The sequence below is a fragment of the Bacillus sp. AFS098217 genome (genome assembly GCF_002551815.1).
Lineage (GTDB): Bacteria > Bacillota > Bacilli > Bacillales > Bacillaceae_G > Bacillus_A.
In genome coordinates, this window is the sequence record NZ_NVPR01000002.1 from 1 (window position 1) to 14,222 (window position 14,222).

Annotated in this window: 16 protein-coding genes and 2 pseudogenes; 11 read left to right on the plus strand and 7 right to left on the minus strand. The window is 35.5% G+C overall.

The features are described from left to right. Positions 1-701 precede the first annotated feature (701 nt). Complete coding sequence (locus tag COO03_RS00480; protein ID WP_097894527.1) at positions 702-2,315, plus strand: long-chain fatty acid--CoA ligase; 1,614 nt, start codon at positions 702-704, stop codon at positions 2,313-2,315. A 15-nt stretch (positions 2,316-2,330) separates the two neighbouring features. Then, positions 2,331-2,618, plus strand: a pseudogene (locus COO03_RS00485) (acetyl-CoA C-acyltransferase); the annotation flags it as partial. Between the two features lie 160 nt (positions 2,619-2,778). On the opposite strand, the gene COO03_RS00490 reads toward COO03_RS00485, so the two are convergent. Then, positions 2,779-3,981: an alanyl-tRNA editing protein gene (locus COO03_RS00490; protein WP_141523346.1), complete on the minus strand. Its 1,203-nt coding sequence runs from the start codon at positions 3,979-3,981 to the stop codon at positions 2,779-2,781. A gap of 136 nt (positions 3,982-4,117) precedes the next feature. Here COO03_RS00490 and COO03_RS00495 point away from each other — a divergent pair, with 136 nt between their 5' ends. Continuing rightward, entirely contained in the window at positions 4,118-4,510 is a 393-nt protein-coding gene (locus tag COO03_RS00495) for a hypothetical protein (protein ID WP_097894528.1), read from the plus strand. After that, positions 4,494-4,743: pseudogene (locus COO03_RS27350) on the plus strand (MFS transporter); the annotation flags it as partial. The gene COO03_RS00495 and the pseudogene COO03_RS27350, both read left to right, overlap by 17 nt. Before the next feature lie 233 nt (positions 4,744-4,976). Here the strand turns inward: COO03_RS27350 and COO03_RS00505 are convergent. Then, positions 4,977-5,357, minus strand: a complete 381-nt coding sequence (locus COO03_RS00505) for an Hsp20 family protein (protein ID WP_141523347.1) — start codon at positions 5,355-5,357, stop codon at positions 4,977-4,979. A gap of 417 nt (positions 5,358-5,774) precedes the next feature. Continuing rightward, positions 5,775-5,918 carry a small acid-soluble spore protein P gene (locus tag COO03_RS00510; RefSeq protein WP_000414451.1) on the minus strand — a complete coding sequence of 48 codons (144 nt, stop codon included), beginning with the start codon at positions 5,916-5,918 and terminating at the stop codon, positions 5,775-5,777. A 120-nt stretch (positions 5,919-6,038) separates the two neighbouring features. Between COO03_RS00510 and COO03_RS00515 the strand changes: the two genes are divergently transcribed. Both COO03_RS00515 and pdaB read left to right on the plus strand, forming a co-directional pair. Further along, positions 6,039-6,302 carry a hypothetical protein gene (locus COO03_RS00515; protein WP_097894530.1) on the plus strand — a complete coding sequence of 88 codons (264 nt, stop codon included), beginning with the start codon at positions 6,039-6,041 and terminating at the stop codon, positions 6,300-6,302. 44 nt (positions 6,303-6,346) lie between these two features. Beyond that, positions 6,347-7,072: a polysaccharide deacetylase family sporulation protein PdaB gene (gene pdaB, locus COO03_RS00520; protein WP_097894531.1), complete on the plus strand. Its 726-nt coding sequence runs from the start codon at positions 6,347-6,349 to the stop codon at positions 7,070-7,072. A gap of 38 nt (positions 7,073-7,110) precedes the next feature. Here the strand turns inward: pdaB and sspO are convergent, their stop codons facing one another. Next, positions 7,111-7,260: a small acid-soluble spore protein O gene (gene sspO, locus COO03_RS00525; RefSeq protein ID WP_006095643.1), complete on the minus strand. Its 150-nt coding sequence runs from the start codon at positions 7,258-7,260 to the stop codon at positions 7,111-7,113. A 295-nt stretch (positions 7,261-7,555) separates the two neighbouring features. Here sspO and acnA point away from each other — a divergent pair, with 295 nt between their 5' ends. Next, on the plus strand, positions 7,556-10,279 hold the full coding sequence (gene acnA / locus COO03_RS00530) for an aconitate hydratase AcnA (protein ID WP_097894532.1): 2,724 nt from the start codon (positions 7,556-7,558) through the stop codon (positions 10,277-10,279). A gap of 94 nt (positions 10,280-10,373) precedes the next feature. Here the strand turns inward: acnA and COO03_RS00535 are convergent, their stop codons facing one another. From COO03_RS00535 to COO03_RS00550, 3 genes are all read right to left on the minus strand, one after another. After that, entirely contained in the window at positions 10,374-10,700 is a 327-nt protein-coding gene (locus COO03_RS00535) for a YmzC family protein (RefSeq protein WP_097894533.1), read from the minus strand. A gap of 23 nt (positions 10,701-10,723) precedes the next feature. After that, the gene (locus COO03_RS27355) at positions 10,724-10,936 is read right to left on the minus strand and encodes a hypothetical protein (protein ID WP_097894534.1); all 213 of its coding nucleotides are present in this window, start codon (positions 10,934-10,936) and stop codon (positions 10,724-10,726) included. Positions 10,937-11,267: 331 nt separating this feature from the next. Continuing rightward, on the minus strand, positions 11,268-11,858 hold the full coding sequence (locus COO03_RS00550) for a DUF4306 domain-containing protein (RefSeq protein WP_097894536.1): 591 nt from the start codon (positions 11,856-11,858) through the stop codon (positions 11,268-11,270). Positions 11,859-12,056: 198 nt separating this feature from the next. Here COO03_RS00550 and COO03_RS00555 point away from each other — a divergent pair, with 198 nt between their 5' ends. The 4 genes from COO03_RS00555 to sspN all read left to right on the plus strand — a co-directional run bounded on the left by COO03_RS00555 (position 12,057) and on the right by sspN (position 14,177). Beyond that, positions 12,057-12,632: a redoxin domain-containing protein gene (locus COO03_RS00555; protein WP_097894537.1), complete on the plus strand. Its 576-nt coding sequence runs from the start codon at positions 12,057-12,059 to the stop codon at positions 12,630-12,632. Positions 12,633-12,750: 118 nt separating this feature from the next. After that, a complete protein-coding gene (locus COO03_RS00560) occupies positions 12,751-13,698 on the plus strand; it encodes a 3'-5' exonuclease (RefSeq protein WP_097894538.1) in 948 nt (315 codons plus the stop codon). Between the two features lie 157 nt (positions 13,699-13,855). Further along, a complete protein-coding gene (locus COO03_RS00565) occupies positions 13,856-13,999 on the plus strand; it encodes an FbpB family small basic protein (protein ID WP_097894566.1) in 144 nt (47 codons plus the stop codon). 43 nt (positions 14,000-14,042) lie between these two features. Then, positions 14,043-14,177 carry an acid-soluble spore protein SspN gene (sspN, locus tag COO03_RS00570; RefSeq protein WP_097894539.1) on the plus strand — a complete coding sequence of 45 codons (135 nt, stop codon included), beginning with the start codon at positions 14,043-14,045 and terminating at the stop codon, positions 14,175-14,177. Positions 14,178-14,222 lie beyond the last annotated feature (45 nt).

Sequence of the window (14,222 nt, forward strand, 5' to 3'; positions counted from 1 at the left end):
ATTAAAAAAACGACATAAAATCCCTCTTTTTAGGTGGGAGAGAGTATCTGGCCATGCATAGAAGCGGTCAGGGCCTTTTTTTGCCACATGCGAAGTAAAAACAGAACGAGCAAACGAATGGAGGTTACTTTTTATTCTGCATAGCAGGGATTTAGATGCCGAAAAATTAAAATGGATTTATATAGTAAGGGGAATTGGTATAATTAAATATACTCTAGATGAAGAATTAACTACATATATAGGGAGTATAAAACATTATAGAATACCACAATTTTTGTGAATTCAATTACTAGTCTATGCAAAAGGAGAAGCAGCTGTCTTTGATATGGAGTTAAAAGAAGAACATAATCCCATAGGAATGTGGGTTTTTGTTTCATATAAAAAAGAGAACATAAAGTGGAAATCACATATACATTATCACGAAAATATGGGGGAGAGGATCGGGAACAGAAGCTGCATTAGCGTTTTTTCATGTGTTTTAAAGAATTATATCTTACCAACAAATATATTATTTTACGGGAGACATATATCCGAAAATAGAGAGGGTCTAATTTGTATAGTGGGATTCTCTCTATTTTTCATGGAACTGAATTATTTCTATGGAAATAATTCAGAAAATACAGAATAATTATCTTTATTATCGGTAGAAGTTTGATATAATGAATGAAATGAAAACGCTTTAACGGGAGGTTGGGACAAATATGATGATGAATGTGCCATTAACAATTAGTTCTATGATGGAAAGGGCAGAAAAACTGTTTCCAAAGAAAGAAATCGTTTCGCGTACACATGATACAATTACAACTTTAACGTATAAACAAATGGGAGAGCGGACAAGAAGGCTCTCTAGTGCGTTAAAGAAATTAGGGATAAAGGAAGGGGATCGAGTTGGAACGTTAGCGTGGAATCACCATCGACATGTAGAAGCATATTTTGCAATTCCAAGCATTGGTTCTGTATTGCATACGATTAATATTCGCTTATCTCCTGGGCATATTTCCTACATTATTGGACATGCCGAAGACCGCATTTTACTTGTTGATGAAGATCTTGTACCTCTCGTTGAAAAAATACAAGATGAATTATCAACTGTACAAGCTTATATTATTATGACTGACAAAGAAGACCTTCCAGAAACCTCACTTCAACCTATTTATCATTATGAGCAACTTCTTGCGGAAGGGGATCCTAATTTTCAATTTTTAAAAGATATTGATGAAAATACACCAGCTGGCATGTGTTATACGTCGGCGACAACAGGAAATCCCAAAGGGGTTGTATATACACATCGCAGTACAGTGCTCCATTGTATGGCTCTAGGATTAGCGGATACAACAGCATTATCTGAAAGTGATGCAGCTATGGCAATTGTTCCAATGTTTCATGTAAATGCTTGGGGACTACCTTTTGCAGCAACATGGTTTGGATCAAAACAAGTGTTACCTGGTCCGATGTTTACACCGAAAATTTTACTTGAAATGATTCAGGACGAAAAAGTGACGATAGCTGCCGGTGTACCAACAATTTGGCTTGGGGTGTTACAGGAATTAGAAAATAACAATTATGATTTATCAAGTATAAAACGAATTTTATGTGGGGGTGCTGCCGCACCTAAAAGTGTGATTGCGGCATTTGAACAAAAATATAACGTTCCTTTTGTGCATGCATACGGTATGACCGAAACAAGTCCGCTTGTGACACTTGCGCGATTAAAAAGCTATGAGACAGATTTATCCTATGAGGAGCAGCTTGAGATTCGATCAAAACAAGGATATCTTGTGCCGGGTGTGGAGATGAAAGTAGTTGGAGCAGGCGGAGAAGTAAAGTGGGACGGAACTGAAATGGGAGAACTATGCTTACGCGCACCGTGGATTGCTGCAAGTTATTATAACGATGAGCGTACTGTAGAAGGGTTCCGTGAAGGCTGGTTATATACAGGTGATGTTGTTACAGTTGATGAAGAAGGCTGTGTTAAAATTGTTGATCGTACAAAAGATGTTATTAAAAGTGGAGGCGAATGGATTTCATCTGTAGATTTAGAAAATGCATTGATGGCACATGAGGCTATATTTGAAGCGGCCGTTGTTGCGGTTCCCCATCCGCAGTGGCAAGAACGCCCAGTTGCTTGTGTTGTACAAAAACAAAATAGCAATGTAACAAAAGAAGAGCTGTATGAATTTTTACGACCACAGTTTGCAAAGTGGTGGTTACCTGACGATATTGTGTTTATGGAAGAGATTCCAAAAACATCGGTTGGGAAATTTTTAAAACAAGCATTACGAAAAGAATTAGAGCATTTGCATAGGAAAAACTAAAATTTTTTAGTTGGCTTACAAAATCAAAATCTATCAATAAATGATGTTGATTATATTGAAATGAATGAGGCCTTTGCTTCTAAGATTGTAGCCTGTGCACAAGAGTTACAAATTCCTTATGGAAAGTTAAATATAAACGGTGGGGCAATTGCTCTTGGGCATCCTTATGGGGCATCAGGGGCTATGCCTGTAACCCGATTATTCCATCAAGTACAAAGAGAAAAGGCGAAATACGTAATAGCGACATTAGGTATTGGTGGTGGGATTGGAATTGCTCTATTATTTGAAAAAGTAGAAAACTAGCAAGAAGTCTAGTTTTCTACTTTTTAGATTACTATCGCATGGGTTTTTGTTTTTCCTTTGTTATATGGATCTTGGAAAAAGTCACGTGTAAAGTGATCATCCCTAAAATAAGAACGGACGTTTGTTTTGTATGAAGGATCCTATTTTTTTTAAGGACAAACTAAATTGTTTCTTTTAGTAAATGAATAAGATGAGCTAAAAATGCTTCACCAGTCATAATTGCTTTACCACCGCCGCGAGCACTTTTTTGATTGCCACCGCCTTTTCCTTCAATAGCAGGGAGGGCGTTTTTTAAAATTGTGTTCATGTTGGCTGTTACAGCTTTTCCGCATGCAAGGATGCATTGCAGTTTCGCATCACTTTCGATAACGAAGTATGTAATTGAGTTTTCATTTTGTTCAGTAATAATGGCAGATAATTTAGCGATTTCCTGCATGGAACGATTGATAAAGGTTTGAGAGATGAGTGCTCCAGCATGTATGTCTTGGGCTTGTTGTAATAATTCATTTGCTTCTACAAATAGTAGTTTCTCATTCATCGCTTGTAATGTTTTTTCGTTTTCTTTCTGAGATGCGAGAAGCTGGGTTACCTTACTTGGAATATCATTTTCATTACTGTTTAACTGTTTAGAAATGTCTTTTATAATTTGTTGATGATGACTCATTAACTTGAGGGCACGCCATCCTGCAACAAAACTTAAACGGATGCCACCTTTATTCCGTTCCCATCCGATTATATGAATTGGTCCCACTTCAGCTGTATATTTTGGATGTGTTCCACCACAACCGTTGTAATCAAAGTTTTCAATGATTACAACGCGAATATTCTCTGTAACTGTTGGCTCTTTTCTGAGAGGTAATTGTTTTGCCTCTTCTAAGTTCATCCATTGGATACGAATAGGGTGGTTTTCAAAGACAATCCGATTTGCGATTTGGAGTGCCTGTGCCGCTGTTTCTATAGAAAGATCCGGTGTATTTAAATCGATTGTTACCATTTCTTTTCCAAGATGAAAACCGATTGTTGGAATATCAAAATGATCCCAAAAGGCAGCCGATAGAATGTGCTGAGCGGCATGTTGCTGCATATGATCAAAACGACGTTGCCAATCAATTTGACCGGTTACTTCTTTTGTCTGTAATTCTTTTGATAGGAAGTGACGAATTTCTCCATCAACTTCTTCCACATGAATAACGGAAACGTCATTTAATGTTCCTGTGTCATGTGGTTGCCCACCACCATTTGGATAAAATGCTGTTTCTGTCAAAGTAACATATAGTTTTCCTTCATTATCATAGTCTTGTTTTATAATTTGAGCTGTAAAAGATTGCTGATAAGCATCAATGTAGTATAATTTTTGTTTCACTTGTGTACCCCTTTCTGATTCGCTAGTTTCATTGTAAAGCAATCTAGATAAGTTTCCTAATATTTCAGAAGAAAAAACCTCTTTTTTAGAATTTTCTTGCTATAATGAGAAAAAGGGATATACGGGGGTGGATGAAATGCTATATGAAAACGGCGTAGACAAACTGATTTGTCTCAATACAAATATTTCTGAACTATATCGAGAATTACATGAAATGACCCGGACTTTAACAGAATGTAATCGAGAAAGTGTAATATTTGATCGATTATATGTAAAAGAATTGTTATGGAAAAAAGAAGATGTAGTGGCTATGTATGATCGACTTCTCGTACAACTTTGTATTAATGAATGCTTTGATTTAAAAAGTGTAATTACTGGTGAATATAAGTATACATATGAGGAAGTAGAAAATGCAGTTGTTGCATTTAACGAAAAATATAGTGTGAACATCTTAATTAAAGAGGTTTGTAAAGAGCTACAATTTACATACGGGATTGATATGGAAATAACGAGAACAGCTAGGGTATAAACATATAAAAGGGACATATTTTGGAGCAATGGGTTTTTCAGGAATTGGTGGAGTAATTGGACCATGGTTTGGCGGTGTACTTTTAGGATCATTATGGGTATCAAAATGGTTTTGTTGTATTTTTTATGTTGTCTATTTTTTCAATGTTTGCATTTCCAATTCTTTTCATCACACGCAGCTTATTGGCTAAAAGACATATCGAAGTTGCTAAGGTGGAGGTAAGTACGAAATAATAACGAAAGAGACATCTTGTAAATAAAAAATAAACAGGATCTAAAAAGCTAAAAACTTTTTAGATCCTGTTTTGTATTTATCCTAGTATTTTCATGCAATAAGCCCTTCACCTCAAAATTCAATGAAAACAGAGAAGTTAGGGGGAGGGTAAAATCCAAATTGATGAAGGTTAATAATCAGCGGGGGATGAAGAAAACCTCCGCTGATTAAAGTTTTGCTTTATATTAAATGCTTAATTTGAAAAAAGAACTTTATTTTCATGTTTATTGGCCACTTCATTTTTTGAAATATGAATGGCGAGAAACCCGTTTTCTAGGCAGGCTAGCATTTTTTTATAAATGATGTTAGCAGGTAAAGAAATGGTTCGTTGTAAGGAAGAATTTTTTTTGGAAATGCAAATATTTAGGCCTGTCTCCATCTTTTTTATGAGTACATTTTGTTCTGTAACGTTAGGAACATCGGTTTCCAAAATATATTCTTGCTCTGTTTCACAAAGATCAATGTGAATGTGATTAGGAAAACTACAGTTATCATAGGATTCAGAGCAAAATTGCTCCATCCATTCTTCAAAACCATTAACACGAAAAAGACAATTTTTCTTTTTCTTGCTCATGTAGGACACCCTCCGTAAAATCTCAATTCATCCTATGATATGCATTAAGAAATTAGGGGTGAGGGATAAATAATACATAAGTGAAAGAATTCGATGTACATATTTTATCCTGCTACTCGCGACAGTAATACTCCCACCTCAAAGTTTGACAAAAGCATTGTCCAGCTCTAGCGGCTAGAATCTTCGGTCGTTTCACCACCTCGGACGAGACAAAAAGCACCTCTCTGCCCTTGGTGCGGGCGTCCTGCGATTCTGAGCAAGCCGCTTCCGCTTTTCTAAAGAAGTAAGGCGGGAGATAAACTGCCCGTAAAAGCCCAATTGGTGGGGGCTAATAATCAGTGTGGAATGAAGAAAACCTCCACTGATTAAAGTTTCGCTTTATGTGGGAAAGGCAATGCATGTGAATTGTCTTTCTTTTTACATATCATGATGTGCGTGATTTTTTTGTCTAGAATGGTTGCGATTTTTTACTTTATGTGATCCGCTTAAAGGCTCAGGTTGCCCAGAAGGCTGTCCTTTTTTTGTGTTTTGGCGAATAGACTTACTGTTGTTTTTTTCCATGGCGTATTACACCTCCCTTTCATATTTAGAATGAGAGAAGTTTACAAATTTATACGAGAATGTTTTTAGAAAAAAGGGTAAAGATAAGTGAGACTAACTATTGTAGAAAGGGGAAAGTGTATGCCGTATCATAAAGATAAACAGCAAGCTTTTCAAGCCGCACAACAAGGAGTTGTACAAGCAGAAAATTTATTTAATAATATTGTGAAAAATGATTCAGATTATGGTCATGATTTAAAACATTTACGCCACGAAATTCAAGAGGCATATGAACAAATTCAAAATGCGCTTGAAGTAGCATCTGAAACGCAACGTCCACAACTTGAACAATATGAAAGCAATCTACAAAATATTATGCGAGATGTAGACCAATTAGAAAAGTGAAGAGGTTGTTACGATTTCAACGACTCTTTACTTCGGGAATAAATATGTTAAGACGAAAAATTGTTATAACAATCATTTGTTTAATTTGTTTGGTACATATATTTCAAGTGGACAAAGTGGAAGCGAAAATGTTATTGAGAAAAGAATTAGAGCCTACCGGCTATGTAACATGGGAAGTACCGAATAATGAGAAAATTATTGCAATCACATTTGATGATGGTCCAGATCCGACATATACGCCGCAAGTACTAAAATTATTACGCCAATACAAAGCTGAAGCAACCTTTTTTATGATTGGCTTTCGAATTCAGAAGAATCCGTATTTAGTCAAGCAAGTACTGAAAGAAGGACATGAAATTGGAAATCATACGATGAATCACTTATATGCCAAAAGTGCATCTGATGAAAAATTAAAAAATGATATTTTAGATGGGAAGAAGTATTTAGAAAAATGGGCGAAGGAACCGTTGCTATTTCGTCCTCCAGGTGGGTATATTAATGATGCTGTATTTACAACGGCGAAAGAAGCGGGATATCAAATCGTTTTATGGTCTTGGCATCAAGATCCACGAGATTGGGCAAATCCAGGTACTGAATCCATTGTAAATCATGTCGTGAAAAATGCCAAAAGTGGAGATATTGTCTTGTTACATGATGGAGGAAATGATCGCAGTCAAACGGTGGCTGCACTAGCAAAAATTCTACCTGAACTTCAAAAGAAAGGGTATCGATTTGTAAAAGTTTCAGAACTATTACGTTATAAGCATTAAAGAAAGATCCCAAAAGGTAGCCCTTTTGGGATCTTTCATTACTGATTCTTTTTTCGTTTTTTATTATTTTGACGCTGCGCAGGTGTTAACGGTTCGTTTGCGAACTCTTCATTATAACCAGTTCCTTGGCCTTGTGCTGATGCAGCATTCATTCCTGGAATGACATGATTTGCTTTTCGTTTACCCATTTGATTTCACCTCTATCATATTTTCCCTATAGACAACATAATGAGTTGCTCATTACATGTATAAACAGTAAAGGAAAGCTTCTAAGAGAAAGCTTTGCTTTATGGTAATAGTATTCATAAGGAGGACGAAGACTATTCAAATTTCGAGAGATAAAGAAAACTTATGATAAACTATAAGTTTCTTATTATTTACTTATTTAGAAAGTTGTAATAAGATATTATCGTAAGGTATTGAAAAATTTGTCTACATTTTATATTCAGACAACTTAGTCACGTTTAACAGGGGGGAAACATAATGGTCAAACATAATCCATTTCAATCTCGTGCAACATTTGAATTAGATGGAAAGACGTATCATTATTATCAATTGAAAGCGCTTGAAAACGCAGGGGTTGGCAACGTATCACAATTACCGTATTCTATTAAAGTTTTGCTTGAATCTGTACTTCGTCAAGTTGACGGACGTGTAATTACAGAAGAGCATGTTACAAATTTAGCGAAGTGGGGAACGAAAGATGTTCAAGACATTGATGTTCCATTCAAACCATCTCGTGTAATTTTACAAGACTTCACAGGTGTTCCAGCTGTTGTTGATTTGGCTTCACTTCGAAAAGCAATGGCAGACATGGGTGGGGATCCTGATAAAATTAATCCTGAAATTACTGTAGACCTTGTAATTGACCACTCTGTACAGGTTGATAGAGCGGGTACAGCAGACGCGCTTGCATTCAACATGGACTTAGAGTTTAAACGTAATGAAGAACGTTATAAATTTTTAAGCTGGGCACAAAAATCATTTGATAACTATCGTGCAGTTCCACCAGCAACAGGTATTGTACACCAAGTAAACCTTGAGTATTTAGCACCAGTTGTTCATGCAGTGAAAAATGCTGAAGGTGAATTAGTTGCATATCCAGATTCATTAGTTGGAACAGATTCTCATACAACAATGATTAACGGTATCGGTGTTCTTGGATGGGGCGTTGGTGGTATTGAGGCAGAGGCAGGAATGCTTGGACAACCTTCATACTTCCCAGTGCCAGAAGTAATTGGTGTTAAATTAACTGGTACACTTCCAAGCGGTACAACAGCAACAGACGTTGCATTAAAAGTAACACAAGTATTACGTCAAAAAGGTGTAGTTGGTAAATTTGTTGAATTCTTCGGTAACGGATTAAAGAGCATGCCTTTAGCTGACCGTGCAACAATTTCAAACATGGCACCAGAATATGGTGCAACTTGTGGATTCTTCCCGATTGACGAAATTTCATTAGATTACTTACGTTTAACTGGTAGAGATGAAGAGCAAATTCGCGTTGTTGAAGAATATTGTAAAGCAAATGGCTTATTCTATACAGCAGATAGTAAAGATCCAATCTATACTGATCTTGTTGAAATTGATTTAAATACAATCGAATCTAACCTTTCTGGACCGAAACGTCCACAAGATTTAATCCCACTTTCAAATATGAAAGATGCGTTCCACAAAGCTGTTGTAGCGCCAGTTGGAACACAGGGACTTGGATTCAGTGAGCAAGAATTTGATAAAGAAGTGAAAGTTGCATTAAAAGATCAAGAAGTAACGATGAAAACAGGTGCAATTGCAATCGCTGCGATTACAAGCTGTACAAATACGTCAAATCCATACGTATTAATTGGAGCAGGTTTAGTTGCGAAGAAAGCAATTGAAAAAGGACTTAAAGTACCTGGTTACGTAAAAACATCATTAGCACCAGGGTCTAAAGTTGTTACAGAGTACTTAGATAAATCTGGTTTAACAACGTATTTAGATCAATTAGGTTTCCAAACAGTTGGTTACGGCTGTACGACTTGTATCGGTAACTCTGGTCCATTAGCAGAGGAATTAGAAGAGGCAATCGCAGCAAACGACTTACTAGTAACATCTGTTTTATCTGGTAACCGTAACTTTGAAGGTCGTATTCATCCACTTGTAAAAGCAAACTACTTAGCATCACCACCACTTGTTGTGGCATATGCACTTGCAGGTACTGTTGATATTGATCTGAAAAATGATGCAATCGGTAAAGATGCAAATGGCAACCCTATTTACTTCAATGATATTTGGCCATCAGCTAAAGAAATTGAAGATGTAGTTCAAAGTGTTGTTACATCTGAATTGTTCAAAAAAGAATATGCGCAAGTATTTAACAGCAATGAGCGCTGGAATGAAATCCAAACTTCTAATGAAGCTTTATATACTTGGGATAATGATTCAACATACATTCAAAACCCACCATTCTTTGAAGGATTATCTAAAGAGCCAGGTGAAGTTGAAACGTTATCAGGTTTACGCGTAGTTGGTAAATTTGGAGATTCTGTAACAACAGACCATATTTCACCAGCAGGTTCAATTGGTAAACATACACCAGCAGGTCGCTATTTATTAGAAAATGGCGTACAACCAGTTGACTTTAACTCTTATGGTTCTCGTCGTGGTAACCATGAAGTTATGATGCGCGGTACATTCGCGAATATTCGTATCAAAAACCAAATCGCACCAGGAACAGAAGGTGGATATACAACTTACTGGCCAACTGGTGAAGTAACATCTATCTATGATGCTGCAATGAAATATAAAGAAGATGGTACTGGACTTCTTGTAGTTGCTGGTAAAGATTACGGTATGGGAAGTTCTCGTGACTGGGCTGCGAAAGGTACAAACCTTTTAGGTATTAAAGCAGTAATCGCAGAAAGCTTCGAACGTATTCACCGTAGTAACCTTGTATTAATGGGTGTATTACCATTACAATTTAAAGAAGGCGAAAATGCTGAAACATTAGGTCTTGTTGGTAACGAGTCATTTGAAATTCAAATTGACAAAACAGTTAAACCACGTGACCTTGTAAAAGTAGTTGCAATTGACCAAGACGGAAACGAAAAACAATTTGAAGTAGTAGCACGCTTCGATAGTGAAGTTGAAATCGACTACTACCGTCATGGTGGTATCTTACAAATGGTTCTTCGTGAGAAAATTGAAGAGTCTAAGGTGTCAAACTAAGAAAGATATTGTAGTAAACGAGAAAAGTAAAATATTTTCAATCAAAATGAGGAAGCTGACTGATGTTAGCTTCCTCATTTTATGGGCAGTTTCTTTATTCTGGTTTATTAAGCTTGTATTCGTATGTAGAATAATTTTCAGTATTAAATTCTTTTACTAATATAATCTTATTTGTGTCCGGATCATATTTGAAAATTTTAATCGTATGTCTATCGCCACTTGCAGGATCATTTTCTTGTAAAGCAAATGTATTTTCTGCAATTTGTGTCATATTACTAGTTGGTACATTCATTATTGGAGTGTCGTGATTTGTAGAGACTTCAACAACCTTCCCTCTGTCAAAAAATATTAGGATTAGAATTAAAATGATAAAACATATGCGCATATAGCGTAGTTCTTTACTAATTGGATGTTCTTCCATAGCATTCGTCCTTTCTATGATTATTATGAACTAGAGATTGTTGTAATGGAGTAGAAGTTAATGATACAGAGCGTGGTGAATAAAATAAACGATACTAAAGCGGTATAAATGCAAATCCGGCCGATTTTTCTTCTTTCAGGATCTTTACTAAATAGGGAGATAATCCATACGATAATGCCAATAGGATAGAATATGAAACTAAAAATATAGAGAATGGCTTTTTCAAATGAGTACATAAGAATCCTCTTTTCAAATAAAGGTATTCGCTAGAAATATAAATATATTCCTCATTGTAATTTTTTTCTCCGTCGTATAATCATTACTGTAATATAAGAAAGAATGGAGTAGAAGGTGCCATACAGTATCCAAGCATCAAAGCTGATGAGAACTACACGTAAATCCCATCCAGATACGATAATGAAAAAAATAGGTGGAATAAAAAAAGAAAAAAGAACAGAAAGCCATTTGGATTTATAAAGTAAGGCTCCAAGGACAATAGATAACAATGGTAAAATAACAAAAATAAAAGTTACAGGATGGATAAGTAATTGCAGCACGAGTAGCACCTCATGTGTTTCTATTTTTGTGGAAACGTATTTTATAGGAAACTTTAGAAACGATGAGTCCGATTACATAAAGAAAGCTTAGAATGAAAACGGTGCCAAAGATAGGTAATTTTTGAATTCCGTATAACAATCTATCAATATAATAAATTTGATTTGTATCTGTAATGGATTTTGGTGAAAAGACTAAGTATTTCTCCCAATTCTCTTCTACAATAATCATCGTACCTTCGGAATGTGCGACGAGTAAGGTGTAAATAAAAATGGGAATAACAATCATGAGTTGTAAACCAATGAATCCTATTTTGTTTTTTCTCCAGTATAACCAACGTGTAATAATAATTCCTATTAAATATATAGCGGACAAAATGAAAATTGTTGCTGCAATTGGCTCGATTTTAAAAGCATAAATAAATGTATCTATTATATAAATATGTCCTTTATCTGTAGTCGTTTGAGGGGTAAATACAAGATAATCTTTCCAGTTTTCAGAAATCATTAAGTAGCTCGCAATGATGCTTGTAACAAAAAATGAGACAAATAAGATGGGGAGGTTAAGTATATATTGTAACCAATGGATAGTTGTTTTTTTCAAATGTAATCATCCTCCTGAAACTGTTCCTCTTCCTAATTATATGATAAAAAGGTAAAAAATTCAAAATTATGCGAAATATTCTTTCTGTTTTCCAGGGGAATATTTCCAAGCTTGTCCGTATAAGCTAAAATAAAGTATAAATACTATCGTTATTTTTTAGTGATATATAAAATGAGATAAACGATAAGGGTGATGTACATGTGGCGAAAGCTTACCATTGTTATCGTATTGCTTTGCTTAGCGGGTTATGCAGTCTACGAACAGAGCGGAAAAAATAAAAAACAACTAAGCGAAGAACCAGTAAAAAGTGAAGCGGCGATGAAAGAAGTTATTGCAAAAAATGGAATTGAAGTGGGAAAGATTGCACCGGATTTTGAGTTATCAAAATTAGATGGTACAACAGTAAAGTTATCGGATTTGAAGGGTAAGAAAGTTATCTTAAATTTCTGGGCAACATGGTGCGGCCCTTGTCAGCAGGAAATGCCGGACATGGAGGCTTTTTATAAAACATATAAAGATGATGTCGAGATTCTTGCTGTAAATTATACGGTCTCAGAACGAGCGAATGGAGAAGAAAAGGTAAAGCAGTTCGCGAAAGAGAAAGGACTCACTTTCCCTGTTTTACTTGATAAGGATATAAGTGCTACAACGACATATAAAGTGATCACTATTCCAACTTCTTATTTTGTAGATACAAAAGGTGTAATTCAAGATAAATTTATCGGACCGATGACACAAAAAGAGATGGAGAAACGAATTGAAAAATTAAAATAATAGTCAGGAGACAGGATTGGTAAAAGACCATTTCTGTCTTTTCTTTTTCATCAAACAGTTTGTTCATGATATGATAAAAGAAATTTGAAAGATAATAATAATTTGAGGAGAGTATGTTGTGGGACATTTAACTTTGCCAGTGGACTATGTTGTTATTGACTTTGAAACGACAGGATTTAATCCGTATAGTGATCGGATTATTCAAGTAGCAGCGGTTCGATACCGTAATCATGAACTAGCAGATCAATTTGTTTCTTTCGTAAATCCAGAACGGCCTATACCTAGCCGTATTACAAGTTTAACAGGGATTACAAATTATCGTGTTTCAGATGCACCAACAATTCAGGAAGTTTTGCCTTTGTTTTTAGCATTTTTAGGCGAAGACACAATCGTTGCGCATAATGCTTCTTTTGATATGCGCTTTTTAAAGAGTAATACGAATATGCTTAGGTTATCGGAGCCTAAAAATAAAGTCGTTGATACGGTATTTTTAGCGAAAAAGTATATGAAGCATGCCCCGAATCATAAACTTGAGACTTTAAAAAGAATGCTCGGCATTCGTTTGAGTTCGCATAATGCACTGGATGATTGTATAACGTGCGCAGCGGTTTATCAAAAATGTGCAGCTATACAGGAAGAAGGACAAAAGAAAACGAAAAAAGAAGCGGTTGAAGAAGAAATAGTATGCACATTAATAAAAGAAATGTTTGTGAAGCATAATCGCGATATAGAATGGATTCGTAGTGTGAGTGTCGGAAGTTATTTAGATATTAAAGCTTTTTATCCGATTGTAAGGTTGAAGGTAAAAGGACGGAAAAAATATGTGCTAACGGAAAAAACGGAACAAGAAGTGTTAGAAATATGTACGAGTTTAAAATGCGAGCCAGCTTTAAAAAGTGAATTAGGTATAACGAGAATAATGATTGAAAGCTTAGATGACTTTACGAAGTTAGAAGGCTATATTTTGGAGGAATACGATTCAGTGTTGCGAGCTCTGCACGAGTATAAAGAAAATCAAGTGAATGCAGAGGAAGAGATTAAGAAGTATTTGAGTATAATGAAATAAAAAAATCCATTTGCAGTCTAGAGAAACTGCGAATGGATTTTTTGTGTACAATAAACTGTTCTTTATTAAAATATGAAGTTTTCTCATAAGTCTGATTAAAGAGTTTTTTATTTGTTCATACTAATAATAAGAAAGAGAAGGAGAAAGGATGAACAACATGAGAAGAAATCGTCGAAAAACATTCGAGGAACTTGTGAAGGAAAATAAGCGGCAACTACTAAGCGATCGTGATGCAATTGAACGGATTGAAGAACGAATTGAAAAACGTTATGAGATGAGGCTTTTTAAGCAAGCTGAATAATTCTTATCACTAGTATGATACTAGTGATAAGGAGGCGATAACGATGGGTAATCCAAAAAAGAATCCAAAAGACTTTGCACCGAACCAAATTGGAACGCAATCAAAAAAAGCTGGTGGAAATAAAGGCAAACAAATGCAAGATCAGACTGGAAAACAACCGATTGTTGATAACGGTTAAAGAAAAGGAGAATGTTTTCATTCTCCTTTTCTTTATGTGTGTACA